This window comes from Herbaspirillum rubrisubalbicans (assembly GCF_003719195.1).
In the GTDB taxonomy this organism is placed as follows: Bacteria; Pseudomonadota; Gammaproteobacteria; order Burkholderiales; family Burkholderiaceae_D; genus Herbaspirillum; species Herbaspirillum rubrisubalbicans.
On record NZ_CP024996.1, the window covers coordinates 2,809,834 to 2,835,078 of the forward strand.

Sequence of the window (25,245 nt, forward strand, 5' to 3'; positions counted from 1 at the left end):
ATGCGCAGCCCGTTTAGCCGTCGATCGCCGACGAGGTGCCGGACGGGCTCAGGCCATGCTTGCGCGCCAACTTGCCGAAGGCGCTGCGCTCCTGCCCTGCCAGCTTGGCCGCGCGCGTCAGGTTGCCATCCACACGGGTCAGCACGTCGCGGACGTAACGCCGTTCGAAGTCGTGGATCATCTTTTCCTTCATCGGCTTGAACTGGACGACATCCTCGTCGGCACTGCCCTGTACCGGACGCTGCGTGCCCAGATAGATATCCGTGGTGTCGCTCATCAGGAATTCGCGATGCATCATGTTTTCCAGCTCGCGGATGTTGCCCGGCCAGTCATACTGCGCAATGAAATCCAGCGCCGAGGCGTGTAGACGCCGATCGGGCATACGGTACTGGTGGGCAAAGCGGGACAGGAAGGCCTGTGCCATCTCCACCGCATCGTTGCCGCGTTCGCGCAGCGGCGGCAGGTTGATGCTCAACACATTGAGACGATACATCAGGTCGCGCCGGAAGCGGCCGGTTTCGACCAGGGCATTGAGCCGGTTGTTGGTGGCGGCGACGATGCGCACGTTGGCCTTGCGGGTCACGCCGCTGCCTACGCGCCGGTAGGTGTGGTCCTGCAGGAAGCGCAGGATGGCGGTCTGCGCCTTGTAGTTCAGAGCATCCACCTCATCCAGGAACAAGGTACCGCCGTCGGCATCTGCCACCAGGCCCGGGGCAGCGCTCTTGGCGTCGGTGAAGGCGCCCCGTTCATGGCCGAACAGCTCGCTCTCGATCAGTTGCTCGGGCAAGGCGCCGCAATTGATGGGAATGAACGGCTTGTCACGACGCGGCCCCAGATAATGGATGGCGCGCGCGGCCAGTTCCTTGCCGGTGCCGGTTTCACCTTCGATCAGGACGGTGGCCTCCACGCTGGCCATCTTTCGTAACTGCGCATCGACGCGCTCCATCTGCGGCGACGAACCTATCATGTGCAAACGACGAAAATCATCCATCAGATCAGCCCCATCGTATCTTATTAGATTTTTTTGCTACCCCAGATCCAGCAATGATAGAAACTTATCGTTCACCGGTATCAATCCATTGACAGCAATTGACAGGTCGATGATGTCTACACTTGTGACAGGAGGCGAATCGGCTAAGGCTCAATGATGCGCTCCGCACTTGGCCGTTGCATGGTGATTGCACTACTGGCGAATGGAATGGCTACTGACCAGTATTCCCGGAGTTACCTGCCGTCCCGACATTCCCCGTCGGCATGACAGATGGATGGCGCCCGGATCACCGCAACGGTGTCTTTACAGTTGCCCCCGCAACTTATAGGACGTACAGACCCCGCTATGGTAAGACCCCAGCGAAATTCTAAACTATCAAAGAGAGCGGGTTTTCCCGTCCTGATCCGCGTCGGCGATCTCAAAGCCTAGGAATTGCACGACTGCCGGCGACCGGCAAGCTTGACTTCATAGGCCGTACCGTCCAGGACCCGCTTGGTCTTGTCAAACAGATATGTCTGCCGGCGATTTCCCTTCCATTGTGCAAGCGAATCACATCATCGGCGTTCGCGATCGGCTGCCCTCCGTCTCAGATTTATCGTCGCTGAGGAGGTCATTGAAGATGGTGGCGCCATGCATGGGGGCTGCTTGCAAACATCTTCATATGGCCCCAAGCAATCCCCCCAAAAGATTGTAGGAAGAGGCGGCATAACGTATGATAAAAAAATAATTCTTCATAAATCATCCCTGAAGCCCCCTTCCGGGCTCCTATATCGCCATTCACGCCTCATGTTCCCTGTCATGCGCACCCTGCTGGACGACACAGCGCCCGATCTCCGCAAAAAAGTCGGGGGTATCTACTGCTTCCTGATTCTCTTCAACGTCGCGGCCTGGGTCGCTGCCTTTGCCGTCTTCCGGCAGACTCCCCTGCTGCTGGGCTCGGCTTTCCTGGCCTACAGTTTCGGCTTGCGCCATGCCGTCGATGCCGACCACATCGCCGCCATCGACAACGTCACGCGCAAGCTCATGCAGGATGGAAAAAGACCGGTCAGCGTCGGTTTGATGTTTTCCCTGGGACATTCCACTGTGGTCATCCTGGCTTGCCTGCTGCTGGCCTTGACCACCATGGCGATGCAAGCGCACATGGAGTCTTTCCATGAAATCGGCGGCATCATCGGTACTCTGATCTCCGCGTTTTTCCTGCTGCTGATTGCGGCCTTCAATCTTGCCATCCTGATTTCTCTTTGGCGCAAGTTCCGGGAGGTGCGTCTGGGCCGGGCCTATGACGAAGAAGACCTGAATATATTGCTGGCTAAGCGCGGCATCTGGGCCCGCATCTTCCGACCGATGTTCCGACTGATCTCGCGTAGCTGGCACATGTTCCCGCTCGGTTTTCTGTTCGGCCTGGGTTTCGATACCGCCACCGAAATTTCCTTGTTGGGCATTTCCGCCACCCAGACGGCCAATGGCCTGTCGATCTGGTCGATCCTGATCTTCCCCCTGCTCTTCACCGCAGGCATGTCGCTGGTGGACACCACAGATGGCATCCTGATGCTAGGTGCCTATCAATGGGCCTTCGTCAAACCGGTGCGCAAGCTGTACTACAACATGGCCATCACCTCCCTGTCGGTCGTGGTGGCCTTGATCGTGGGCGGGATCGAGGTGCTGGGCTTGGTTGCGGATCAGTTGCACCTGTCGGGGCCGTTCTGGGACGCTATCGGCAGCCTTGGCGAGCATTTCGGGATGATCGGCTACCTTATCATCGCCCTGTTCATGATTGGCTGGATCGTCTCTCTCTTGATCTACAAATGGCGTGGCTACGACGATCTGGAGCTGCGCGCTCCTGATCTATCCTAGACTTTGACCTGCCAGGTGCGGCATTGCTATGATCCGACATTCACTTTTGGGGAATGGCAATGCAGCGCTGGACTATCTCGGTCGATGACGACCTGGCAGAACACTTCGACAAATTCGTTGCTGGCAAAGGCTATTCCAATCGCTCCGAGGCGTTCCGCGACCTGGTGCGCAAAGAACTCGGCCAATCCGAGATGCAAGGCGGCAAGGCCAAATGGTGCGTGGCCACCGTCACCTATCTCTATAACCATCATGAGCGCATGTTGACCAACCGGCTCAACCAGTTGCAGCACGACCACCATGGCGTCGCAGCGGCTTCCCAGCATGTGCATCTGGATCATGACAACTGCCTGGAAACCGTCATCCTCAAAGGTCGCGTGAGTGAGGTCCGGGCCTGTGCCGAGGCGATGGTCGCGCAGACCGGGGTGCGGCACGGCAATATCCATATCGTCCCCCTCGAACCTGAAAAAGGGACTTACCTGCGCGTCAAGCATGGCCCGCTAGCCTCGGCCTCACCGCAGCGGAAAAACAGCTAGCCGCATGGCTCCATCGTCCCACAGGACGATGGAGCCATGACAGGCAGCTCAGGCTTAGGCAGCCAGTTCCTCTTCACTCCAAGGTGCTGGAAGGCGCCCTTGCATCAAGGGCTCCAGCACTTGCGCCAGCCTGGTCAGCCAGAGTCGCCTGAGGGCGTCATCGCTATGCCTGTCATTTGCAAGGCGCAAACGCCGGGTCTGGCATCCCTGGACCGCGGCCACCATCTCCTGCGGACATTCCAGGGCCAACAGCAGTTGCGCCGTTGAGCGCCGCAGGTCATTGGGTGTCCAGTCCGATATCGGCAAGCGCGGACGCTGGTAGTCGGGGCGCGATTCGCAATCCTCGCGGGCATTCCAGACTGCCACGCCGACATTCTTGGGATCGAAGCCTCCGCCCTTGCGCCCCTCGAACAGGTAACCCGTGCTACTGGCTTGCACGCGACGCCGGACGATCTCCAGTGCCCGCCCCACCAGCGGCACTCGATGATCCATGGCCGCATCGCGTCGTCGTGCCCGCAGCTTGTCTTGCGGGATGGTCCACCACCAGCCATCGGGCTCCTGGCTGATCTGGCTGGCGTGCATGGCGCAGATATCCTTACCCGGCGCGCAGGTCCAGGCAAACAGGGTCAAGATATCTTCATTGGCGCTGGTGAAATGGCGCAACCAGGGCAACAGTACGGCCAGTTCAGCCACCGACAGCAAGCGCTTGCGCGGGCCGCGATGCACGCCCTTGACCCGCACGCCCTTGCTCTTGAAGGCGCCACGCAGGACAAGACGCCAGACATTGACAGTGTCCGGGGGCAGCCATCCTTGTTTGATGGCATAGTCCCACGCCGCCCCCAGCTCGCGCCGGGTGATGCTGCCCTGGATGGGCCGGTCCAGGAACGTGCTCAAGAACTTGCCGGCGCTGTCTTCATTGATCTCATGCGCGGCCACCTGGCCGAACTCGCCGAGCGTACGGGCAAAGATGCGCCACACTTCCCTGGCGCCGCGCTCACCCCAACGCTGCCTGACGTGCCCCTCGTAATAGCGCATCCCGATCTGCTGCACCGTCAGCTGCCTGGGAACGTAAGGAATTAGAGGAATACCCAGATGCCTGCCCACCGGCAGGCATTGAAGGGCACTCCTATCGATTACGTCGAACATGTTTGCTCCTGCATTGACTTCACTTCATAGAGGTCAGATGTCATGGGACTTAGATCGCCTGCTCGAACGGCTAGCCAATCCGCTATTGAATTCCCATGCCTGCTTGTTGCTGGCGCAGCCCTTCATGCGTGTGCAGCCGACAGCCGGTCCGCCAACAGGACAGGCATGAGGCACATCATGCACACTGGACAGGGATCAGAGCAGGATTGGTGGAGCGCGGCTGCGATGTGCCGTCGGTGCAAGCTCAGGGACGACGGCCAACTCGGGGACGATGGACAGTGGCTGCGCCAGCACCAGAACTTGCGGCGCTGCACTGGCCGGTGTCGATGGGGGCGCTGGTGCATGTTGCTGCAGGACGCAATAGCCGCAATGGCTGCCATCGGCTGGAATGGGTTCCTGCCCCGCTTTCCGGGTTGCAGGGACGGCAATACGCTGGGTACCACTGGCGCTACAGACTTCCATCCAGGCGAGCTGGCTATTGGCCGCCAATGTCCGTGAAATGGTGGGTGCCGCGGCGCCAAAGACCACCACGCATAGCGCCAGCCATGCGAGCGATCGATGAAGGCGTCGGCCCAAGCTCATGTTCTGTAAGCCCGATACGGTAGGCAAGAGGGAAAATAGAAACTAGAACTCATTTCATAAATAGGCGTGAGATGCGTTCTAATGATAAGGCCGCCCCCGCCGCCAATGGTATGGAAGAGGCAGTGCTGCGGCAATTTGCCGCAGCACTGGGCGTTTCAGTTGGGTTGCAACATCCCCAGCCAGGCCAGTAGCAACAGCGCCAGCCAGCCTAGCCCGATCTCCAGAAGGCTCAAGCGGCGCAGCCGGTCCAGCGCACTGCGATCATGACGCATGGCCGGCACCAGAACATAACGGTTGAAGATGGCGATGAGCACCATCATGACTGCCACCAGGATCTTCAGCGCCAACAGCACCTGATAAGGAAAGCGCCAATCCAGCGGCAAGCCGCCCAGAATGAGCCAGGTATTGCACAGGCCGCTGAGCAGTACCAGGGCAACCACCGCGTGTCCGACATTGGAAAAGCGCCGCAGGATCTGCTTGGCCAGCGCCGGGTACACCGACAGGCATTGCCTGGACAAGACCAGCAAGACCACCGGCAAGGCCCCCATCCATGCGCCCACGCTGCCTACATGCAGTAGGTCGCTGGCTTGATGGGCCCAACGCTTGCAGCCATCATCCATAACTGCATGTCCGGTCAGGGCCAGGCTGACCAGCAGGATGCCGCTGCCTGCTGCGCACCCCAGCAGACTGGCCAGGCCGCTCATGCGCCAGCACACCATCAGCACGAACAGCGCCGCCAATTGACACCACCATGCCGTGCCAATCGAGGTGCCATTGGCGACATCGGCCAGCATGTCCAGCCGCAAGGCATCGCGCCAGCCCTCACCCAGGATGCTGGCCTGCACCGGCAAACTGACGACGACAGCCAGTGCGACCAGCCCGCACAGCAGCTTGCGCCAGACGGACAGGCGCTGCCATAGCGATGTGCGCAAGGGGTCTGCCACCAGCGTCAACAGCATCAGCGCCATGCCCCACAGGAACAAGGCTGCGCCGTCCAGCGCCAGGCGGCACAGTCCCAGCAGAAACACCGGAGAGATCAAGGTGCCACGGAGAAGCTGTAGCTGCCCTCGGTCTTGTGACCATCCACCGACAAGGCGTGCCATTGCACCGTATAGGCGCCGGCGGGCAGTCGTGCAGGCACCGACACCATCAACGACTTGCCCTCATCCATCAGCATGGCCTGGCCCAGCTTGACTTCCTGCTGATCGGGTCCCAGCAGCTTGAGGCCACTGAACTTCAGGTTAAGGCCCTCGGAAAAGCCCAGCGTCAGATCCGCAGGCGAGGCCACCACGGCCTTGTCAGCCGGCTCGGCCGTCTTGAGGTGAGCGTGCGCCCAGGCCGATTGCGTCAGAACCAGACCGGCCAGCGCGGCCAGTCCAAGGAGGCGTTTGATTGTTTTCATGAGCTTGATTTGATGAACGACGAAAAGACTAACAAGAAAGAACTGATGTGGATGCGATGAAGGAAGAAGACAGAGGACAGAGGACAGAGGACAGAGGACAGAGGACAGAGGACAGAGGACAGAGGACAGAGGACAGAGGACAGAGGACTAAAGTCTACGCCGTCCACAAAAAAAGGAGCGCGACAAATTGCCGCAGCCCTCCGCGCTCTAGCCAGAGGCCGGCATAGCCGACGGCTGGCCGTCTATGGCAATATCGCGGTCGGCACGTCCATAGCAAGACTTTTCCCCTATCCATTCCCCTCAACACCCGCTTATCAATCCATCCAACAAGGAACTGCACATGGCAAACCACCCGCGAGGACCCATCACCGGCGCGCTCTCGAGAATGCGCCAGTCAAGGCTGAGCCGCCCCCTGCGCCGAGCCGGCGCCGCACTGGCCCTGCTGGCCCTGGCCTGGGTCCAGGGCGCAACGGCCGCGGACGCGCCCCGCCCTGTCAAGGTGATGGTGCTCTCCATGTTCAAGCCGGAGGCGCAACACTGGCTGGAGCATTGGGGCAACACTGAACAGATCGTGATACCTGGCCTGGGCGCGGACAACCCCGTCTATTGCCGCCAGGACGGCGCCTGCCTGGCTATCCTGGGCATGGGACATGCCAATGCGGCGGCCTCCACCATGGCGCTGACCTTGTCCCCGCGGCTGGACCTGCGGCACACCTATTTCATCATCGCCGGCATTGCCGGCATCAACCCTGACTACGGTACTCTGGGCACAGCGACCTGGGCTGCTTATGCCGTGGACTTCGGCCTGCAATGGGAACTGGATGCACGCGAGATCCCCCGTAACTGGCGCGGCGGCTACCTGGGCATCAATACCCGCGATCCCAACCAGAAACCGCCGCTGGACTATCGTACCGAGGTGTTCCAGCTCGACGCCGCCTTGCAGCAGGCCGCCTATCGGCTCTCGCGCGAGGTGGTATTGCGCGACGATGAGCAGGCCGCCCGCTATCGCGCCAACTATAAGCAGGCCGTGGCACGCGCCAAGCCGCAGGTCACGCGTTGCGATACCGTCTCCAGCGATACTTGGTTCTCCGGCCATCGCTTGAGCCAGCGGGCTACCCAATGGACCGGCCTGCTCACCGATGGGCGCGGCCAGTACTGTACCGCGCAGCAGGAAGACAATGCCACCCTGGAAGCCCTGCGGCGCGCTGGTGCCGAGGGCTTGGTCAATCCCGCGCGGGTGGCGCTGCTGCGCACCGGGTCGGACTTCGATCGTCCGCCGCCAGGCCTCTCCAACGCGGCCAACCTGCTCAATTTCGAGACCCAGGGCGGCTTTGCCATCGCCACCGAGAACCTCTACCGGGCTGGTTCCCCGCTGGTCGAAGCCATCGTATCGGACTGGGCGCGCTGGTCTCAGGGAGTGCCTGCCCAGTGAGCGCAGGGTCGCGTGCCGCCGCTGCGGAGGCGGCACGGCCGGGGGCGTGGGCGAAGGTATGCGGCCCCCAAGCAAGCTAATAAGAAATTCTCAGTTTGGCCCGACGCCCCCTCGCCCTATGATGTCCTCATCCTTGCCACCCCGCGCAAGCCGGACTTCATCAGACACCCCATGAGCACAATTTCCCCCAGCCTCCTGCAGCGCATCGCCGATGGCGCCGCCCAGCGTGACGCCCAGCGTAAACAACCCTTCGACCTGATCCAGGAAATCAAGGCCACCGGCTTCGGCGCCGGTCGGCTCGACGCCGACCATGGTGGCGGCGGCGCCAGCCTGGTCGACACCCTGGACACGGCCATCCAGCTGGGCGCGGCCGATCCCAATATCGCCCACATCTGGCGCAATCATCACGTGGCGCTGGAGCGTCTACTCAATACCCCGCTGCAGCACCCGGGCGTGCAACGCCTGCGTGAACGCGTGCGCGCAGGCGATCTGGTCGGCGCCTCGCATACCGAGCTGGGCCAGGCACAGATCGGCGGCAATGCGCCGCTGACCACACGCCTGGTGCGCCAGGGCGATCACTATGTGCTCAATGGCCAGAAGTTCTATTCCACCGGCTCGCTCTTTGCGGACTGGTTACACGTGACCGTCTCGGTGGAAGACGGCCGCCGTGCCGTGGTACTGCTGCCGCGCCTGCGCGAAGGGATACAGACCCTTGATGACTGGTACGGCATGGGCCAGCGTTTGACCGGCAGCGGCACCACCGTCTTCGAAAACGTGCTGGTGAGCGCCGATGAAGTGGTCTTGCCGGACCAGGTGCCGGTTCAGCAGGCCGTGTTCGGCTCGACTATCGCGCAACTGTTCCTGACCTCGGTGATTGCCGGCGTGGTCGCGGCCGTCGCGCGCGATGGCGCCGCGCTGCTGGGCAAGCGCAAACGCAACTACTACTACGCGCCCACGCCCTCGGCGGCGCAAGACCCCATCCTCCTGACGGCCCAGGGTGAGCGCGAAGCCGATGCCTTCGCCACACGCACCGTGGTACTGGCAGCGGCCGCCACCGCTGATCAGGCCTATGCCGCCCTGAAAACCAACGCGGTCGATGCCGATGCACTCCTGCAGGACGCCGCGGCCGCCGCAGCCAAGGCCAAGATCACCGTGGATCGCATCGCCCATCATGCTGCCACGGCCCTGTTCGACATCGCCGGCGCTTCGGCCACGCTGACCCAGCTCAACCTGGATCGTCACTGGCGCAATATCCGCACCATCTCCACCCATAATCCGACCTCCCACAAGGCCTATGCCCTGGGCAACCTGAGCGTGAACCAGGTCAGCTTGCCCACGCAGGGGTTCTTCTAAATCCGAAAGTGCATTGCCTGCGCCGATAAAGGTTTCCATTTGGTGGGATGTTCTATAAAGTAGACAAAAAACCAAATCAGGGAAAAGCGCAGGCTGCATGAACATTCCAGCAAGTAATCTGGCTGCGAACGGTGAGTTGTCGTCCGGTTGCCGTAGCGGCCAATCGGATGGCCCCGGGTTTGCGTTGCGCTGGCTGCCTGCGCTCTTGCTGTTGCTCTCGCTCCTGTCGAGCTGGCTGCCCCAGGCACAGGCTCAGGGCCGGGAGCTCACGGTAGGCGTGTACCAGAATCCGCCCAAGATCTTCTTTGATGGCCAGGGTGGGGCCACCGGCTTGCACATCGACCTGCTGCGCCTGATCGCCCAGCGCGAACACTGGCAACTACGCTTCGTGCCCTGCGAATGGCAAGCCTGCCTGCAGCAGGTGGAAAGCGGCCAGATCGATATCCTGCCCGACGTCGCCTGGAGCGAGCAGCGCGAGAAAGTGCTGCAGTTCCCCAGCGCGCCCGCGCTCTACAGCTGGTCCATCCTGTATCGCAGCAGTGCGGTCAGTATCAATTCGGTCTTCGATCTCAAGGGCAAGAAAATCGGCCTGCTGGACAACTCGGTGCAGGCAAATTATTTCCGCAGTCTGGTCGAGAACTCTGGCATCAAGGTCGAACTGGTACCCCTGAGCAATATCGAGATCGGTTTCAGGATGGCCGCCGCCGGCAAGCTCGACGGCATCATCGCCAGCCAGCAGGCCGGCGACATGCTGGCCGAGCGCTATCGCCTCTCCGACACCAGTATCGTGTTCCAGCCGGTGAAGCTGTTCTTCGTCAGCGGCAAGGCGCAGCCCCATGAAACGCTGGCCGCCATCGACCGTGCGCTGCTGCAATGGCAGGCCGATCCCGATTCAATCTATTTCCAGATCCTGCGCAAATGGGGACGTGGCAATACCGCAGTGCCGACCTATGTCTGGTGGTTGCTGGGAGGCGCGCTGGCCTTGCTGGTGGTGGCTTCGCTGATGGCCATCTACCTGCGCCGTGAAGTGGCACGCCGTACCGCGCGCCTGCAGCAAAGCGAAGCCTCGCTACGCATCGCCGCCGCAGCCTTTCATTCGTCTGAAGCGATCTGGGTCATGGATGCCGACCGTAAGGTGCTGGAAGCCAATGACGCCTTTACCGAACTGACCGGTTATCGCCAGGATGAACTTGATGAGCATGGAATGCCGCTCTGCCGTCGCGACGAACTCCATGACGATTTCCGCGCCGAGCTTTGGACACGGGTCCAGTACGAAGGCAAATGGCAGGGTGAGCTGCTGGTGCTGCACAAGAATGGCCAGACCTTCTGGGCCATGCTGACCCTGACCGCCGTGGCCGATCCGCACGGCAAGGTCAGCCACTACGTCGGCACCCAGGTCGACATCAGCAGTCAGAAACGCCTGCAGGAAGAAACCCGGCAACTGGCCTTCTACGACCCGCTCACCGGCCTGCCCAACCGGCGCTTGCTGTTGGAAAAGATCGAGGCGGCCGGTGCCAGCGAGAGTACCCGCAACGAGGTAGCCGGGGCGCTGTTCTTCGTCGACATCGACAATTTCAAGGATCTCAACGACGCCCTGGGCCACTCCCTGGGCGACCAGCTATTGAGCCAGATCGCGGCGCGCTTGTTGAAACTGACCGGCAGCAGTGGCCTGGTGGCGCGACTGGGTGGGGATGAATTCGTGGTGCTGCTGCCATCGGCCTTGGCGGTGCAGGACCAGAAGCAGGAACAAGACGTCGCCAGCCAGTTCGCTCAACGCATCATCGACGTCATGCAAGAGCGCTTCGACCTGTCCGGCGTCAGTCATTTCGCCACCTGCTCGGTGGGCGTGGCACTCATGCGGGCACACGGCGCCAACGTCGAAGACTTGCTGCGCCAGGGTGACCTGGCCATGTATGCGGCCAAGCAGAAGGGGCGCAATACCTTCTGCCTGTTCGATCAGGAAATGGAATATGCCCTGCACTTTCGCACCGGTCTGGAAAGCGACCTGCGCCGCGCCATCGACAGTGGCGAATTCGAATTGCACTACCAGCCGCAACGCGACCAGGACGGTACCCTGATCGGGGTAGAAGCGCTGGCGCGCTGGAACAGTCCCTTCCGCGGCAGCGTCTCGCCGGCCATCTTCATCCCGGTGGCCGAAGCCTCGGGCCTGATCCTGCCGCTGGGACAATGGGTGTTCCAGCAAGCCTGCCGCCAGTCGGTGCGCTGGAACCGCCAGGGCCACAAGACGCCGGTAGTCATCGCAGTCAATGTCAGCGCCGTGCAGTTGCACCAGCCCGACTTCGTGCAACACATCCTGGCGACCCTGCAAGCCACCGGCGCCGACCCCAGCCATCTCAAGCTGGAGTTGACCGAATCGGCCATGGTCGAGGACGTGCAGGCCACCATCGAGAAGATGCTGGAATTGAAGCGTCATGGCCTGGCACTGTCACTGGATGATTTCGGCACCGGCTATTCCTCGCTGTCGCTGCTCAAGCGCCTGCCCATCGACCAGATCAAGATCGACCAATCCTTCGTGCGCGAACTGCTGGTAGCGCCCAGCGATGTCGCCATCGCCAAGACCATCATCGCCCTGGCCAATGCGCTGGGACTGGAAGTATTGGCCGAAGGCGTGGAAACCCGCGAGCAGCAGCAGTTCCTGGCCTTGCTGGGCTGTACGCGCTACCAGGGTTACCTGTTCGGACGACCGCTTCCTGCGGAGCAGTTTGACGCGGTGGGATGAGGCCACTACCGGCAGTCCCGGGATAATCGTCTCAATGCGTGGCCTTGTGCTGAGCCACGGTCAGGTATTCCGCGTGCAGGTGCGCTGCTTCCAGCACCTTGCGGCATTTGTCGCGCTCGGCCGGCAGTGTGGCCAGTTCATGCTGAAGCAATTGCTCGATGATCTCGGCCGCCTCGCTGGCTTCGGTGCCGGTGGTCTGCATGGCCAGCAGGCAATTCTTGACGGTGGCACGCACCAGTTCGCCCACCGGTGCCTCCTGTTCCGACATATCGCACAGGCGCACGATGATGCTCAGGTGCCGCCTCGCGATGCTCATGGCATTGGTACACATGGTCTCCCCTCCTTGTTGTGAAAACCAAGATAGGTCGCGGCAGGTAGCACCGCCATCAGGAGTTTCCTGATTTCAACTTGAACAAGAAGGCCGGGCTCCCATGTCGCGGTAAAAATCAGGCATACATCCGGTTTTACACGAATGCCCGTCCCCCTCCCCCCGGTACCTGCCCCCTTCCACCGCATATGCATTTTTCTTCTTTCCAGCCTCTGTTTTATTCGTTCACCAAAGCCGCGGCCAGTCTTACAGTGAACTTATTGGTTGCCGTCTATAGCCACCAAATGGCAGACCGATAGCGCCACCCTCACTTGTCCATGGAGAACCCGAGATGTCTTCCCTGTCGTCCGTTGCCGCCCTGAACCCCGAAGCGCCCCCCGTCATTACCCGCGAGCTGCCGCCTGAACTGGCGCAGATCCGCGCACAAGCGATGGCGGACGGCCTGCCCTACGCGGGCGGCATCGGTCCCCAGCAAGCCTGGGAACTGGTGGCCGCTGGCAAGGTGGTGCTGGTGGACGTGCGCACGGCAGAAGAACGCAAGTTCGTCGGCCACGTTCCCCATAGCCTGCATGTGGCCTGGGCCACCGGCACTTCGCTGTCGCGCAACCCGCGCTTCGTGCGCGAACTGGAAAGCAAGCTGGGCGGCAAGGACGTGCCGGCACTGCTGCTGTGCCGCAGCGGCAAGCGCTCGGTGGCGGCCGCCGAAGCTGCGACCAAGGCCGGGCTGACCTGTATCTTCAACGTGCTGGAGGGCTTTGAAGGCGAGCTTGACGCCAGCCAGCAGCGCGGCAAGGCCGACGGCTGGCGCTTCCACGGCCTGCCTTGGGTGCAGGACTGACTGCGCCCATACGCCCTTACTTCATGACCGCCTGCGGCCCCCAACAAGAACCGTCAAGAGAGTCCCATGGCCACTTTCGATATCCACCAGATCGTCCAGTCGCTGCATGAAGCTCGTGTAGGCTGGCGAGTAGCGCAGCGGCGCAACAATGATTCCTACGGCCGCGAATTTCCCTCGCGCGATGCCCTCGATGGCATCGTCACCACGCTCAAGGGCGTACTTTTTCCGATGCGCCTGGGGCCGCCAGATTTACGCCAGGAAAGTGAAAACTATCACGTCGCCCACGCGCTGGACGCCGCCCTGCATGGGCTGCTGGAGCAGGTGCGGCTGGAACTGAAATACAGTGCCGGACTGGCCGGCCGGGCCACGCCCACACTCGAAGAGGACGCCGTTTCCATCACCCGCGCCTTCGGTGCATCCCTGCCCCAGATCCGCAGCCAGCTCGATACCGACGTCCTGGCCGCCTACCAGGGTGACCCGGCCGCACGCAGCGTGGACGAAGTGCTGCTGTGCTACCCCGGCACCCTGGCCATGATCCACTATCGCCTGGCCCATCGCCTCTACCAGTTGGGCCTGCCCTTGCTGGCGCGCATCATTGCCGAACTGGCGCATGGTGCCACCGGCATCGACATCCATCCGGGCGCACAGATCGGCACCGGTTTCTTCATCGACCACGGTACCGGCGTAGTGATCGGCGAGACCGCCATCATCGGCAACAACGTGCGCATTTACCAGGCCGTGACGCTCGGTGCCAAGCGCTTCCCGACGGATGCCGAGGGCAAGCTCGAAAAAGGCCGAGCGCGCCATCCCATCGTGGAAGACGATGTCGTGATCTATGCCGGAGCCACCATCCTCGGACGCATCCGCCTGGGACGCGGCGCGATTATCGGTGGCAACGTTTGGCTCACGCATGATGTGCCAGCCGGTGCCAACATTTCTCAGGCGGCCTCCCGCGAAGACACGCTGTCCCTGGCCAACGCCGCAGCAGCATGAGCGAGGTGGTCATGAGCAATCCCGTCATTGCTTCCAGGCATGCCGATGAAGAGGCCCTCACCAGTGCGCTGGTGCAAAGTTTCGGCATCGGCGTGCGCCAGCTGCGACGCGAGCGCGGCTGGTCGCAGGAGATGCTGGCCGAGAACTCCAACCTCAATCGTTCCTACATCGGCGAGATCGAACGCGGTACTGCAATCGCCTCGCTGGTGACGGTGGAGAAACTGGCCAACGCCCTCACGCTCGCGCCCTCGGCCTTGGTCACCCACGGGGAACGCATCAACCAGCAGAACCTGGTGCGCGGTTTGCAGTTGATGGCTATAGCATGTTGAGCCACAAAGGCTGAGCCACGACACTTCGCCTGTTCACTTACCCCATTCCCTGCAACCCTTACTTACGGAGTCCAGATGTCCGCAACTGTCGGCGGTACCACCGCACTCGGCGATAATGCAGCACGGCAACTAGCCAATGCCACCAAGACCGCCCCCCAGCTCGAAACCATCAGCCCGCGCTGGCTCACGCACCTGCTGCAGTGGGTCCCGGTCGAAGCCGGCATCTATCGCTTGAACAAGGTCAAGAACCCGGAATCGATCAAGGTCACCTGCACCGCCCGCCAGGAGGAAAACCAGCTGCCGCGTACCTTCGTGGACTACGAAGAACAGCCGCGCGAATATTTCCTCAATGCCGTCTCCACCGTGCTGGACGTGCATACCCGCGTCTCCGACCTGTACAGCAGCCCGCACGACCAGATCAAGGAGCAGCTGCGCCTGACCATCGAGACCATCAAGGAAAACCAGGAAAGCGAACTCATCAACAATCCCGACTACGGCCTGCTGGCCCAGGTGACCGATGAGCAGCGCATCTTCCCGCTGACCGGTGCCCCGACGCCGGACGATCTGGACGAATTGCTGACCAAGGTATGGAAGGAACCCGCCTTCTTCCTGGCGCATCCGCAAGCGATTGCCGCCTTTGGCCGCGAAGCCACCCGCCGCGGCACGCCGCCGCCGACCATCAGCCTGTTCGGTTCGCAGTTCATCACCTGGCGCGGTGTGCCGCTGATTCCCTCGGACAAGGTGCCGGTGGCCGATGGCAAGAGCAAGATCCTGCTGCTGCGCGTGGGCGACAAGCGCCAGGGCGTGGTCGGCCTGTACCAGCCGGGCCTGCCTGGTGAACAGAGTCCGGGCCTGTCGGTGCGCTTCATGGGCATCAACAATCACGCCATCGCGTCCTACCTGATTTCGCTCTATTGCTCGCTGGCCGTGCTGACCACCGACGCCTTGGCGGTACTGGACGATGTCGAGATCAACAAGTACCACGACTATCCCGACACCTACAAATAAGAGGCCGCCAACGTGAGCATCCTCACTCCCGCTTCCCACAGCGCCGGCTTGCCCGGCCAGGACGCGTCGGCAGCGCCGTTCGACCCGGCGCTGCTGGCGCGACTGGCCAACGAGCTGTTCGCCGCGCCCGCCGCACCCGTCTGGTCTCCCGGCCAGGTACCGGGCGCGCAGCCTCCGGCCAACTTCACGCCACCGGCCTCACCCCTGTCCAGCCCGGCCGGCACCAGCCAGGGCGTGCCCGGCACGGCCATTCCGCAAGGGCTGGCGCCGGGCCTGAACCTGATTCCCTCCTCGCCGCACCAGGTACTCACGCTGGGTAACCGGGCGCCGGCGCTGGCACCGGCCGCACCGGCCGGCAACGGCACGCCGGACAAGGTCTTTGCCGCCCTGCCCGCCTATGAACCGCGCCTGGGCGGGGCCGTGACCGGTGCGCCACAGGCGGTGGCAGCGGCACCGGCGGCAGCCCCGTCGACAGCAGGCTATTACTTCCTCGATGACGGCCATGGTCATCCGCGTGGCGGCGCCAGTACGGCACCGACTGCGGCACCTGCCGTGCCGGCCAGTACGTCGCAGTACTACTTCCTGCACGCGGTGGAATTGCCCAGCGGCTACGTCACCCCGGCCAAGCCGGCGCCTCATGCCGTGCACCAGCCGGCTGGCGCACAGCAGACGGCGGCCTTCGATGTCCACGCCGTGCGGCGCGACTTCCCCATCCTGCAAGAGCGCGTCAACGGCCGGCCCCTGGTCTGGTTCGACAACGCCGCCACCACACACAAGCCGCAGGCGGTGATCGACCGCATCAGCGAGTTCTATCGCCGGGAGAATTCCAACATCCACCGCGCGGCGCACGAACTGGCCGCACGCGCCACCGACGCCTACGAAGGTGCACGCGAACGGGTACGGGCATTCCTGAACGCGCCGGATGTGAACGAAGTCATCTTCGTGCGCGGCACCACCGAAGCCATCAACCTGGTGGCCAAGTCCTGGGGCGGCAAGCACGTGGGCGCGGGCGATGAAATCATCGTCTCGCACCTGGAGCACCACGCCAACATCGTGCCCTGGCAACAACTGGCAGCCGAAAAAGGCGCCAAGCTGCGCGTGATCCCGGTCGATGATTCCGGCCAGGTGCTGCTGGATGAATACGCCAAGCTGTTGAACGAACGCACCAGGATCGTGGCGGTCACCCAGGTCTCCAATGCCTTGGGCACCGTCACACCGACCAAGCAGATCGTGGAACTGGCCCGCCTGGCCGGGGCGCGCACGCTGGTCGATGGCGCGCAATCGGTGTCGCACATGCGCACCGACGTGCAGGCGCTGGGGGCGGACTTCTTCGTCTTCTCCGGTCACAAGGTGTTCGGCCCGACCGGCATCGGCGCCCTGTGGGGCCGGCGCGAAGTGCTGGAAGACATGCCGCCATGGCAAGGCGGTGGCAACATGATCGCCGATGTGACGTTCGAAAAGACCATCTTCCAGCCCCTGCCCAACACCTTCGAAGCCGGCACCGGCAATATTGCCGATGCCGTCGGACTGGGTGCGGCCATCGATTACGTCAATCGCATCGGCATCGACAACATCGCCAGCTACGAACATGCCTTGCTGGAATACGGCATGCACAAACTGGGCGAGGTTGATGGCTTGCGCCTGATCGGTACCGCCGCCCACAAGGCCAGCGTGATGTCCTTCGTACTGGACGGCTACAGCACCGAGGAAGTCGGCAAGGCGCTCAACCAGGAAGGCATCGCGGTGCGTACCGGCCACCACTGCGCCCAGCCCATCCTGCGCCGCTTCGGGGTGGAAACCACGGTGCGGCCCTCGCTGGCCTTTTACAATACCTTCGAAGAAATCGACTGTCTGTTGACGGTAGTACGGCGCCTGTCGGCCCAGCGTCATCGACGTTGATTCTGCTTCAGCACGCTTGCAACGGCCGCCTCGCGCGGCCTTTTTTTGTGAGTCCGCACAATTTTTAATCGCAAGAAACAAGCCTTAGGAGTTGGCAATTCCGCAAGATGTGCATGAAAAGGAAATTGAAGAGGGCTCTATTCCTTTCCCCTTACGCATGCAATTCGGAATAATTAAGACTCCAGATATTGAGGATGTTCTCCAACGCTACAAAACTGCTCTCGCAGATAAAAAGAAAGCTGACAACATGTAAGCGCTCAGGTCTTGGCGCGTCCTAAGAACACATACGCAGAGTTGCCACATCAATGGCTGTCATGCTCCTCAAAGGGCAGCGGGCCGTCTCCGTGGCGAACCGCGAACACGTTTAGCGTCATGGCAACCAACGCGTAATAGCCAAACAATCCCACCAGATTCACCAACACTTCGACGCCAAAGCATTGCTCAGCCTGTTTATATAATTGACCGGAAATACGCTTCGTTTCGTAGAGTTCATCGATAAGCGCCCAGATCAGTTGCTCTTCTTTTGCTTGAAACTCCGGTTTCCTCCCGAGGCGGATCAACTCGATATTGGCCGCATCCAGCCCTGCCTCAATCCCGATGGGATAATGAATCTGCCATTCGGCTTGTGCTCGCCACTTTGCCGCCGTGCAAAGGATGGCCAACTCCGACAGGTGTAATGGCAACTTCGTGTGATAGCGACAGAACGCGCCCAGCTTCTGAGCATGTTGTGCGAGGTCGGGACTGTGAATCCACGATAGGAAGGGCCCCGACAGGTTGCCGCGCGGGCCCTTCAAGATATCTTCCAGAACGCGTTTTTGTTCCGGTGATGCGGCTGCCATATCGACAGGAGTAAGACGCGGCTCCACAATGTCACGCTCCATGGATGGTCTCCTTTTCAGTGAATCAGTTGTTGCTGACGCAGTTTTGCCAACCTCTTGTCACCACCGAGATGGAGCACTATGAGCAGCAATGCACAAGTCAACGTGGCGATGGCAAATGTCGTGAGGCCACTCCGATAGCTCCCCGAGGCTTGCCGCATCAGAGGAAGAAGTGCTGCACCGGCACCTGCGCCGAACTGAAAAACGGAAAAGATGACGCCATAGAGTTTGCCAAAAGCACGCATGCCGAAATATCGTTTGAGAAGATAGCTGAGCACGTCGAACTCGGCCCCCAGAACCATTCCCAGCAAGGCAGCACACAGGAAAACCACGTTGCCGGTCACGCCATAGGCGTACAAAGAGCAAGCAATCGTCCCTCCCAGTACAAGAAAGCACATCACCAAGACAGCCGAGATATAGTCGATGAGCAGGCCAGTGAGCAGGCGGCCCGCAATGACGAAGATACCGAAGGTCGCCTGTACCATGGCTGCGCGTTGTGGCGTTACACCCGCATCCATCAGCATGGGCATCTGGTGAACGATCAATGCAGTATTGATGACACCAAGCAGGAGGAAAATACCAATCAGGAGTTTGAATTCCCGGCTTCGCAACGCCGTCTTGAAGTCCACGCCGGGGACAGTCTGTACCCTTCCCTTCTTGGGCTCCGTGCCCGGCTTTTCCCGGATGAAGGCGTAAGCCAGAGGCAGCGTCAACGCCACCAGAGCGGACAGACCCACAAATCCGGCCCGCCAGCCTTGATGTGCAATCACCGCGCCAATCAACAATGGAATCACTGCTCCACCGATGCCAATGCCAGCATTGGCAATACCGATCGCCAGGCCCAGGCGCTTGTCAAACCAGGAGCTGACGACGCGAAGATAGGATAGCGGGAAGATCCCGATGCCAATCACCGGCAACGCGATCCAGGCAGCGTAGTAGATCCACGGTACTGGCGGCATGAAATACATCAGTCCGACAGCCACGCAAAACAAGGGGATGCAGGGGACGATGACAGCACGCGCTCCGAAGCGGTCAGTCAGGTAGCCTTGAATCGGGGAAATCAACATCACCGTGTATGACACGATCGAACTGGCCAGTGCAATCTGGGTACGGCTCCAGCCGAAATCGGCTTCGAGAGGCCTGATGAAAAGACCCAGGCTAAGTACGGCGACGGTACTGGGCCCGAACATCAACGCAACCATCGATGCCAGCACCACCACCCATCCACGATATCGCCAGGAGTCTTCTCCGACCACTGGGGCAGGCACTCCACCGGGTAATGTATTCATGTTATCTCCATTCATTTCTTTAATGTCACGACTTCTGCAACTCAGAAGCGCGTTACCAAACCCACCCGGAAGATGGCTTGGCTGCTGGAACTGGACATCGCCTTCGGGCCATACAGCCCATTAATCCAGGCCTGGGTATTGGTGTTATCGCCCCCCGCCTTCTGATAGACGGTCTGCAGATAGACGTCCGTTCGTTTCGAGAGCCAGTATTGCAGTGTGGCACTGCCCTGATGGGCGTAATTGTTTGCCAGTTGCGCATTGCCCTGCATGTACTCGTAGGACAGCCCCAGGTTCCAGGCGACCGCCATTTGCCAGTTGACGCCAGCTTGATAGACGTTGACCTGCCCCGCCGTCTGGGTATTGCGCGTATTGGTATAGAGCAGATTGAGCTTGTAGTCTCCGATCTGGTAGCGCGCTCCCAGGCCCCAGTTTCTGATGCCATCATGTCCGCTGTTCATGCTGGAGTAGCGCGCATCGGTGTAGGCTACGCCCAGGCCGAAGGGTCCCTCGGCATAATTGGCGCCCAGGCTGACAGTCCGGGAGGAGGCAGTGTCACCGGCCACCTCCCCGAAACCATACATGCCCCCGAATGTCACGCCGCTGACATCCGGGCTCAGATATTTGACGGAGTTGGCAACGCGAGATGAGCCGGCCACGCGGTCGAAGTCCGACGCTCCTGTTGGATTGTTTGGGATGGCCAAAGCTGAGAACGGCCCTTGGCGGAAGGTGTAGTAGCCACCATAGGTCAGCGCGGAATCGAAACCACCGAACAGCAGCGAATCATGCATGAATTCGTACTGATTGCCGGCGGTCAGTGTTCCCCATTGCTTGTCCTTGAGACCCACCAATGACTGGCGGCCGAAGATGAGATTGTTGCCAGGCAGGGAGGCGCCGGTACTGAGGTTGAACTGGCTTTCGAGTTGGAAGATGGCTGCCGTTCCTCCACCGAGGTCTTCCTGACCCTTGATGAACAGAATGTTTGGCGCACCGATACCGTTATCTGCGCGCAGGTTGCTGCTCCCCGCCTGGTTGCTGACGTAGGAGACGCCCCCATCCATGATGCCGGAGATGCTGACGCTGCTTTGCGCCCAGGTAGCGGCTGGCCATAGGGCCAGCGCGGCAATTGCAGCGCTTTGCCTTCTATACTTCTTCATGTCTGTCTTTCCTCTCTTCGAACGCATACCCAGCTTCGTCGGCCAGGCGCGATACTTCGTCTCGTTGTTGTGGTTGTTGCACGTCGCTCGCTACGACGATGTAATTTTTCAGCGCTTGAGCACCGTGTGCGATGACGCCGATGAACTTCTCCAGGGGCGGCATTTGGCAGCAGCCCGTGGTTGATACCCGTAATACTGTGCAACTCCCATGTCCCGGTGGGAGTACCGCTAATCTATTCCTTTGCGAGGCGCCATCTTGCTTCAGTTCGCGTTAGAATTTGACTGATAAGGCAACTGCAGCGGGAGACCATGATCTCACTCGCGAGAAAAGAACAGTGGCCACAACAACGGAGACAAATATCTTGATTCGCACTTTCTCTACTACTGAGAATCCATCCCGTGAGGGAGCGCGATTATTCGAACGGCAGATGGCCAGCCTTTTTTCCATTGGCCTGTCGCTGGACTCAGGCAAAGACCAGCCCTTGAGCACTCACATGCAAGCTTATTGCGGCAGAAGCCTGCAATTTGCTTCCATCCGCTTTTCTCCCCATGAGACTTCCGCGCCTGCGAGCCGCGCTGACACGCGCAGATGGTTGGTCACGATTCAAAAGGAGGGGGAAGCCAGTGTGTCTCAAGGTGGGCGCCACAGTCATCTACGGCCCGGAGACATGGTGCTCATCGACCTGGGTTCGCCATTTCGCATCGAAACCGGACATATGGTGACGCACTCCACCTACGTTGACTCCGAGCTTCTGAAGCGGGTCATGCCTGATGCAGACCGGCGCACGGCAGTGCGCATCGAGACGGCTTGCGGACCAGGAGCAATCTTTCGGGCAATGAGCGATGAGATGTTCGAGATGGCCACCGAGCTCGACGAAAATACTGCAGCCCGTATTGCTCAGGCGCTTCCTTATTCGCTTGCGATTGCGCTGTCGCACTGCGACAAGGAAATGATGGCCTGCCCTTCCAGGTTGCAGCTATTCCACCTTGAGCGTATCCGGGCATTTGTCCGCGACAACCTGCACGATTCATCGCTGGATGCAGAAATGATTTCGCAGGCTGTCCAATTATCGACGCGCCACATCTATCAGCTCTTCACCGCCGAACAAACTTCGCTGATGAAGTGGGTATGGTCGGAACGACTGGAACGATGCCGGGAAGACCTGGTGTCACGTCAGCTATCGAATCGGCCAATCGGCGAGATTGCCTACGGGTGGGGATTCAGCGACGTCGCCCACTTCAGCCGTGCCTTCAAGGAAAAGTTCAACATGACGCCACGCGCGTACAGGAAGATGCACGGGTGACGGACGCTTGCGTGCCGAAGGCATCGATCCTGACCAGCGGATCGATGCCTTCGGCGGCTGTCCGCCGCTTAATCAGCCAGCAGGAACTGCCCAACCACTTCGGCAAACTCGGTTGCCGCTTCGATATTACTGAGATGGCCGGCTGGCAGTATCGTCAACCGGGCGGCGGGGATGGCATCGGCCAGCTTGCGGCAGATTTCCGGGCTGACAGCCGCATCCTTTTCGCCGGCAATCACTAGCGTAGGTGCGGATATCTCTCGCAATCGTGACGCGTGGTCCAAACGCTTGATCGCATCGACCGCCTCGAAATAGCCCTCCTGCGAAGTACTTCGCACAAGAGACTCGACCCAGTTCACGGTCAGCGGTGCGCGCTCACGGTAGTCTTGATCGAACCAACGCTCGATGGTCGATCGCACGTGCTGCTCGGACCCAAGCTCAACATAGCTTCGCTGACGCGCGCCCCAGATCTGCATGACAGGCTCGGGAGTCACTGCGCCAGCATTGGCCAGCACCAGTTTTCGGATGCGCTCCGGGAACTGCAACGCAAATGCCTGTGCGACCATTGCGCCGAGCGATACGCCCACCAGCGATACCTGGCCGATTCCGGTACGGTCCAGGGTGAGCGCCAGTCCGCGCGCGAAGTCGGCCAGAGTAGGTTGGCCGCCGAGTGCCTTGCTCAGCCCGTGGCCGGGAAGGTCGACCAGTATAAGACGGAAGGACTGCGACCAGACTGGCACTTGCAAGCGCCAGATATCACGATTGACACAGACAGGATGCAGCAATACGACAGCATGGCGCTCTGCATTGCTCAGTGATTCGGCGGCGAGAGAAACAATTTCCGTGTCCATATCAGTCTTTCACACTCCATCGCGCCAAGCCGATCCCGGTGTACCACTTGGAAACCGCCTGATAGTACAGCGATTCAAACCGAGCACCGGCGGCCGCACCATGGCCAATGAGCCAGTTGCGAATTTCCTCAGCACCATTGCCAGCCTCGGCGACATGGTTTGTCGCATGCGCCACGATGGCATCCGTATTGCCGCTACGCAGATTGTCCAGAAACTGGCGGTCAAAATCCTCATTGACCATACCCATCCGAGGCGTAGCGATGTCGTGACTAATCCCTCCGGTAGCGAGAATAGCGATACGCTGGCTGGCATCGTAACTATCGATGGCCTTGCGCAAGAATGCTCCCCACTCAACGCAGCGTCTCATGGTTGGCAACGGCGGCTGGACACAATTGACCAGCAGCGGAACCACGCGCACATGCGGCACGAGGCCCGCCAACAGGAGCGGAGTGAGCGAACCGTGGTCGAGTATCAGTTCAATCGAAAACGAGGGATCAAAGCCGTTCTGCAGCGCCTCTCCAAGTAGATGTGCACCCAAGGCCGCGTCACCCGGCAATACTTGCGGATCTGCCTTGAGCCAATGCTCAACCGGTGTACGGTAGCTATCAGCGGCGCCAATGCAGAACGCTGGAAAATTATTGAAGAAGAAGTTGTGAATGTGGTCATCCGAAATGACGATCACCGTATCTGGTCTTGAGTCAGCAATGCGCTGGCCCATGTCCTTGAACGCACCGAAAATGGCTTCCCGGTCATCATCGGGAATCGCATCCGGGAAATTCAGCATGACTGGCGTGTGGCTCGCCGCATAGATTCCTACGAGTTCAGCCATTCTTTTTTCCTCCTGTGACGGCCTTCAGGGAAGCCAGGAAATCCTGCTCCGGGATGCGCAAGCCAAGACAGTGCGCTCTGAGCAGATAGGGGTTGGCACCGGCCAGATACATGGCACCAATGTCGTTGTCACGCACCGCCACGCGCAGGTGCTGCGGCATGGGTACGGCTGACAGATAATCGTTCGGGGACGCCAGGTAGCGTTTCAGATGGCCGTCATTGTGGTGAACCTCGAAAAGCACCTTGTTCATCCAGTAGGCGGCCTGCGAAGGAATCTGCTGGACCCAGTTCTCGCTCATGCTGCCTCCATCTTGTTTTTGACATGGGTAGAAAGCCACTGAACGATGGTCGGCAAGGTCTGCGGGGTGTTGCCCATATGGCCGCCCGGGAACAGACGGACGGCTTTGGGAGAACCGTGCTCGGTCAGCAGATGGAGGTCAGCCGGAGGGCACTGTTTATCTTCTTTGCCGTTGACCAGCAACATCGGTGCACTGGGCCGGTCCAGCAGACCCTGGTCCAGCAAGGACAAGCGCCTGAAGCCGTCGATGTATTGCTGATCTGTCGTGGCACCCAGCATGCGCTGGCGGGTTTCAACCAGTTCCATCAGGTAGCTGTCAGGGTAGCGGGACGATTCAATCCAATCTGCCTGGAACATATAGTGAGCGCCACCACCCCAGTTCACGGCAGCACTGATACGTTCCGGGTGCAGGTGCGCAAGTTTGGTCGCCCAGTAGCCGCCAAAGGAGCGGCCCAGAATGCCAACCTTGGCGGCATCCAGATCCTCCTGGGCAGCAGCCCATTCGAACACCGGCAGGAACTGGCGCTCTGCATCCTGGACGCCTTTGACCGGCGACTCACCCGTGCCGGCATTGTCCATAGCGATGGTTGCGACACCAGCGGCCAGGAAGGCATTGCACGCTGCGGTCATCTGTTCCTTCCATGCGTCTACGCCACCCCACATGACTACCACCGGCGGGCGCTCCACCCCGTGAGGACGACGGATCAGGAATACGACTTCCTTGCCCTCTCCGCTGCGTCCGTCAAACGCAATGGTGACGCGCCGTACCGGGTTATCCCAATAGGAGGCCGCCAGCACATAGGTTTCGCGCTCGGCTTGGGCGCAGCGTTCCTTATCGGGATGGTTAGGGCAGGGAAAGCGGCCCATGAAATAGAATCCGCTGGCTTTCATGTAAAGAGCTGCGGCCTCTTTGTCCTGGCCGCGCTCACTGGCCAGATCGGCCTGCGCACGCGTCTCGTCACCCGCCTTGCCCCATACGGCCGCCCATGATGCGCCGTCCAGTCCCTGCAGCGACTCGATCAGGCGCGCTCCTTCGTCCTGCGGCACCTGATTCATCGGATGTACCTTCGCTGCAAGCTTGTCCAGCATCCATTGCTTGGCTTCAGCCAGCGTCTTGGGGCGCCCCTGTACGGCGCCCGTCTTCTCTGCGTCATTGCTCAATTCGTCACCTCTGTCAGTTGCAGACCCTTTCTCACATGGGTCCGGGAGTGTCATCCT

Annotated in this window: 24 protein-coding genes; 11 read left to right on the forward strand and 13 right to left on the reverse strand. The window is 60.7% G+C overall.

The genetic code is table 11. The features are described 5' to 3' along the window. Nucleotides 1–13: 13 nt before the first annotated feature. Entirely contained in the window at nt 14–991 is a 978-nt protein-coding gene (locus RC54_RS12515; RefSeq protein ID WP_058895517.1) for a sigma-54 interaction domain-containing protein, read from the reverse strand. A 786-nt stretch (nt 992–1,777) separates the two neighbouring features. Here RC54_RS12515 and RC54_RS12520 point away from each other — a divergent pair. After that, nucleotides 1,778–2,845: a HoxN/HupN/NixA family nickel/cobalt transporter gene (locus tag RC54_RS12520; protein WP_061789592.1), complete on the forward strand. Its 1,068-nt coding sequence runs from the start codon at nt 1,778–1,780 to the stop codon at nt 2,843–2,845. A 59-nt stretch (nt 2,846–2,904) separates the two neighbouring features. Continuing rightward, on the forward strand, nt 2,905–3,378 hold the full coding sequence (nikR, locus tag RC54_RS12525; RefSeq protein WP_061789591.1) for a nickel-responsive transcriptional regulator NikR: 474 nt from the start codon (nt 2,905–2,907) through the stop codon (nt 3,376–3,378). 54 nt (nt 3,379–3,432) lie between these two features. Here the strand turns inward: nikR and RC54_RS12530 are convergent, their stop codons facing one another. From RC54_RS12530 to copC, 4 genes are all read right to left on the reverse strand, one after another. Beyond that, nucleotides 3,433–4,524: a site-specific integrase gene (locus RC54_RS12530; protein WP_244216332.1), complete on the reverse strand. Its 1,092-nt coding sequence runs from the start codon at nt 4,522–4,524 to the stop codon at nt 3,433–3,435. Nucleotides 4,525–4,719: 195 nt separating this feature from the next. Continuing rightward, nucleotides 4,720–5,106 (reverse strand): DUF2946 domain-containing protein, encoded by a 387-nt coding sequence (locus RC54_RS12535; RefSeq protein ID WP_156425835.1) that lies wholly within the window; start codon nt 5,104–5,106, stop codon nt 4,720–4,722. Between the two features lie 155 nt (nt 5,107–5,261). Beyond that, the gene (copD, locus tag RC54_RS12540) at nt 5,262–6,134 is read right to left on the reverse strand and encodes a copper homeostasis membrane protein CopD (RefSeq protein ID WP_244216333.1); all 873 of its coding nucleotides are present in this window, start codon (nt 6,132–6,134) and stop codon (nt 5,262–5,264) included. A gap of 8 nt (nt 6,135–6,142) precedes the next feature. Then, complete coding sequence (copC, locus tag RC54_RS12545; RefSeq protein ID WP_061789589.1) at nt 6,143–6,508, reverse strand: copper homeostasis periplasmic binding protein CopC; 366 nt, start codon at nt 6,506–6,508, stop codon at nt 6,143–6,145. Between the two features lie 385 nt (nt 6,509–6,893). Here copC and RC54_RS12550 point away from each other — a divergent pair, with 385 nt between their 5' ends. From RC54_RS12550 to RC54_RS12560, 3 genes are all read left to right on the forward strand, one after another. After that, a complete protein-coding gene (locus RC54_RS12550) occupies nt 6,894–7,940 on the forward strand; it encodes a purine-nucleoside phosphorylase (RefSeq protein WP_061789588.1) in 1,047 nt (348 codons plus the stop codon). Between the two features lie 171 nt (nt 7,941–8,111). Then, on the forward strand, nt 8,112–9,293 hold the full coding sequence (locus RC54_RS12555) for an acyl-CoA dehydrogenase family protein (RefSeq protein WP_061789587.1): 1,182 nt from the start codon (nt 8,112–8,114) through the stop codon (nt 9,291–9,293). Nucleotides 9,294–9,390: 97 nt separating this feature from the next. Next, nucleotides 9,391–12,033, forward strand: coding sequence for an EAL domain-containing protein (locus RC54_RS12560; RefSeq protein WP_244216334.1), 2,643 nt, complete (start codon nt 9,391–9,393; stop codon nt 12,031–12,033). A 31-nt stretch (nt 12,034–12,064) separates the two neighbouring features. Here the strand turns inward: RC54_RS12560 and RC54_RS12565 are convergent, their stop codons facing one another. Beyond that, the gene (locus RC54_RS12565) at nt 12,065–12,364 is read right to left on the reverse strand and encodes a hypothetical protein (protein WP_058895527.1); all 300 of its coding nucleotides are present in this window, start codon (nt 12,362–12,364) and stop codon (nt 12,065–12,067) included. Nucleotides 12,365–12,692: 328 nt separating this feature from the next. On the opposite strand from RC54_RS12565, the gene RC54_RS12570 reads away from it, so the two are divergent. The 5 genes from RC54_RS12570 to RC54_RS12590 all read left to right on the forward strand — a co-directional run bounded on the left by RC54_RS12570 (nt 12,693) and on the right by RC54_RS12590 (nt 17,428). After that, entirely contained in the window at nt 12,693–13,199 is a 507-nt protein-coding gene (locus tag RC54_RS12570) for a rhodanese-like domain-containing protein (RefSeq protein ID WP_082686053.1), read from the forward strand. A 66-nt stretch (nt 13,200–13,265) separates the two neighbouring features. Next, nucleotides 13,266–14,192 carry a serine O-acetyltransferase EpsC gene (gene epsC / locus RC54_RS12575; RefSeq protein ID WP_058895528.1) on the forward strand — a complete coding sequence of 309 codons (927 nt, stop codon included), beginning with the start codon at nt 13,266–13,268 and terminating at the stop codon, nt 14,190–14,192. An 11-nt stretch (nt 14,193–14,203) separates the two neighbouring features. Then, nucleotides 14,204–14,521, forward strand: a complete 318-nt coding sequence (locus tag RC54_RS12580) for a helix-turn-helix domain-containing protein (protein ID WP_058897563.1) — start codon at nt 14,204–14,206, stop codon at nt 14,519–14,521. Nucleotides 14,522–14,596: 75 nt separating this feature from the next. Further along, nucleotides 14,597–15,529, forward strand: a complete 933-nt coding sequence (locus RC54_RS12585; RefSeq protein ID WP_058895529.1) for a family 2A encapsulin nanocompartment shell protein — start codon at nt 14,597–14,599, stop codon at nt 15,527–15,529. Between the two features lie 12 nt (nt 15,530–15,541). Next, entirely contained in the window at nt 15,542–17,428 is a 1,887-nt protein-coding gene (locus RC54_RS12590) for a family 2A encapsulin nanocompartment cargo protein cysteine desulfurase (protein ID WP_061789585.1), read from the forward strand. A gap of 302 nt (nt 17,429–17,730) precedes the next feature. Here the strand turns inward: RC54_RS12590 and RC54_RS12595 are convergent, their stop codons facing one another. From RC54_RS12595 to RC54_RS12605, 3 genes are read right to left on the reverse strand one after another with little or no spacing between them, the layout of a single operon-like run. Beyond that, complete coding sequence (locus RC54_RS12595) at nt 17,731–18,294, reverse strand: carboxymuconolactone decarboxylase family protein (protein WP_197416710.1); 564 nt, start codon at nt 18,292–18,294, stop codon at nt 17,731–17,733. A gap of 29 nt (nt 18,295–18,323) precedes the next feature. Further along, a complete protein-coding gene (locus tag RC54_RS12600; protein WP_164471214.1) occupies nt 18,324–19,595 on the reverse strand; it encodes an MFS transporter in 1,272 nt (423 codons plus the stop codon). Between the two features lie 41 nt (nt 19,596–19,636). Then, entirely contained in the window at nt 19,637–20,749 is a 1,113-nt protein-coding gene (locus RC54_RS12605) for a porin (RefSeq protein ID WP_058895533.1), read from the reverse strand. 428 nt (nt 20,750–21,177) lie between these two features. On the opposite strand from RC54_RS12605, the gene RC54_RS12615 reads away from it, so the two are divergent. Continuing rightward, entirely contained in the window at nt 21,178–22,053 is an 876-nt protein-coding gene (locus RC54_RS12615; RefSeq protein ID WP_058895535.1) for a helix-turn-helix domain-containing protein, read from the forward strand. A gap of 68 nt (nt 22,054–22,121) precedes the next feature. Here RC54_RS12615 and RC54_RS12620 read toward each other — a convergent pair whose 3' ends face one another. From RC54_RS12620 to RC54_RS12635, 4 genes are read right to left on the reverse strand one after another with little or no spacing between them, the layout of a single operon-like run. Continuing rightward, entirely contained in the window at nt 22,122–22,901 is a 780-nt protein-coding gene (locus RC54_RS12620; RefSeq protein WP_058895536.1) for an alpha/beta fold hydrolase, read from the reverse strand. 1 nt (nt 22,902) lies between these two features. Next, nucleotides 22,903–23,730: a DODA-type extradiol aromatic ring-opening family dioxygenase gene (locus tag RC54_RS12625; protein WP_058895537.1), complete on the reverse strand. Its 828-nt coding sequence runs from the start codon at nt 23,728–23,730 to the stop codon at nt 22,903–22,905. Continuing rightward, entirely contained in the window at nt 23,723–24,028 is a 306-nt protein-coding gene (locus RC54_RS12630) for a subunit of meta cleavage enzyme (RefSeq protein ID WP_058895538.1), read from the reverse strand. Before RC54_RS12630 ends, RC54_RS12625 begins: the two co-directional genes overlap by 8 nt. Then, a complete protein-coding gene (locus tag RC54_RS12635) occupies nt 24,025–25,188 on the reverse strand; it encodes an alpha/beta hydrolase family protein (protein ID WP_058895539.1) in 1,164 nt (387 codons plus the stop codon). The genes RC54_RS12630 and RC54_RS12635 overlap by 4 nt, the downstream gene beginning before the upstream one ends. Between the last annotated feature and the right edge of the window lie 57 nt (nt 25,189–25,245).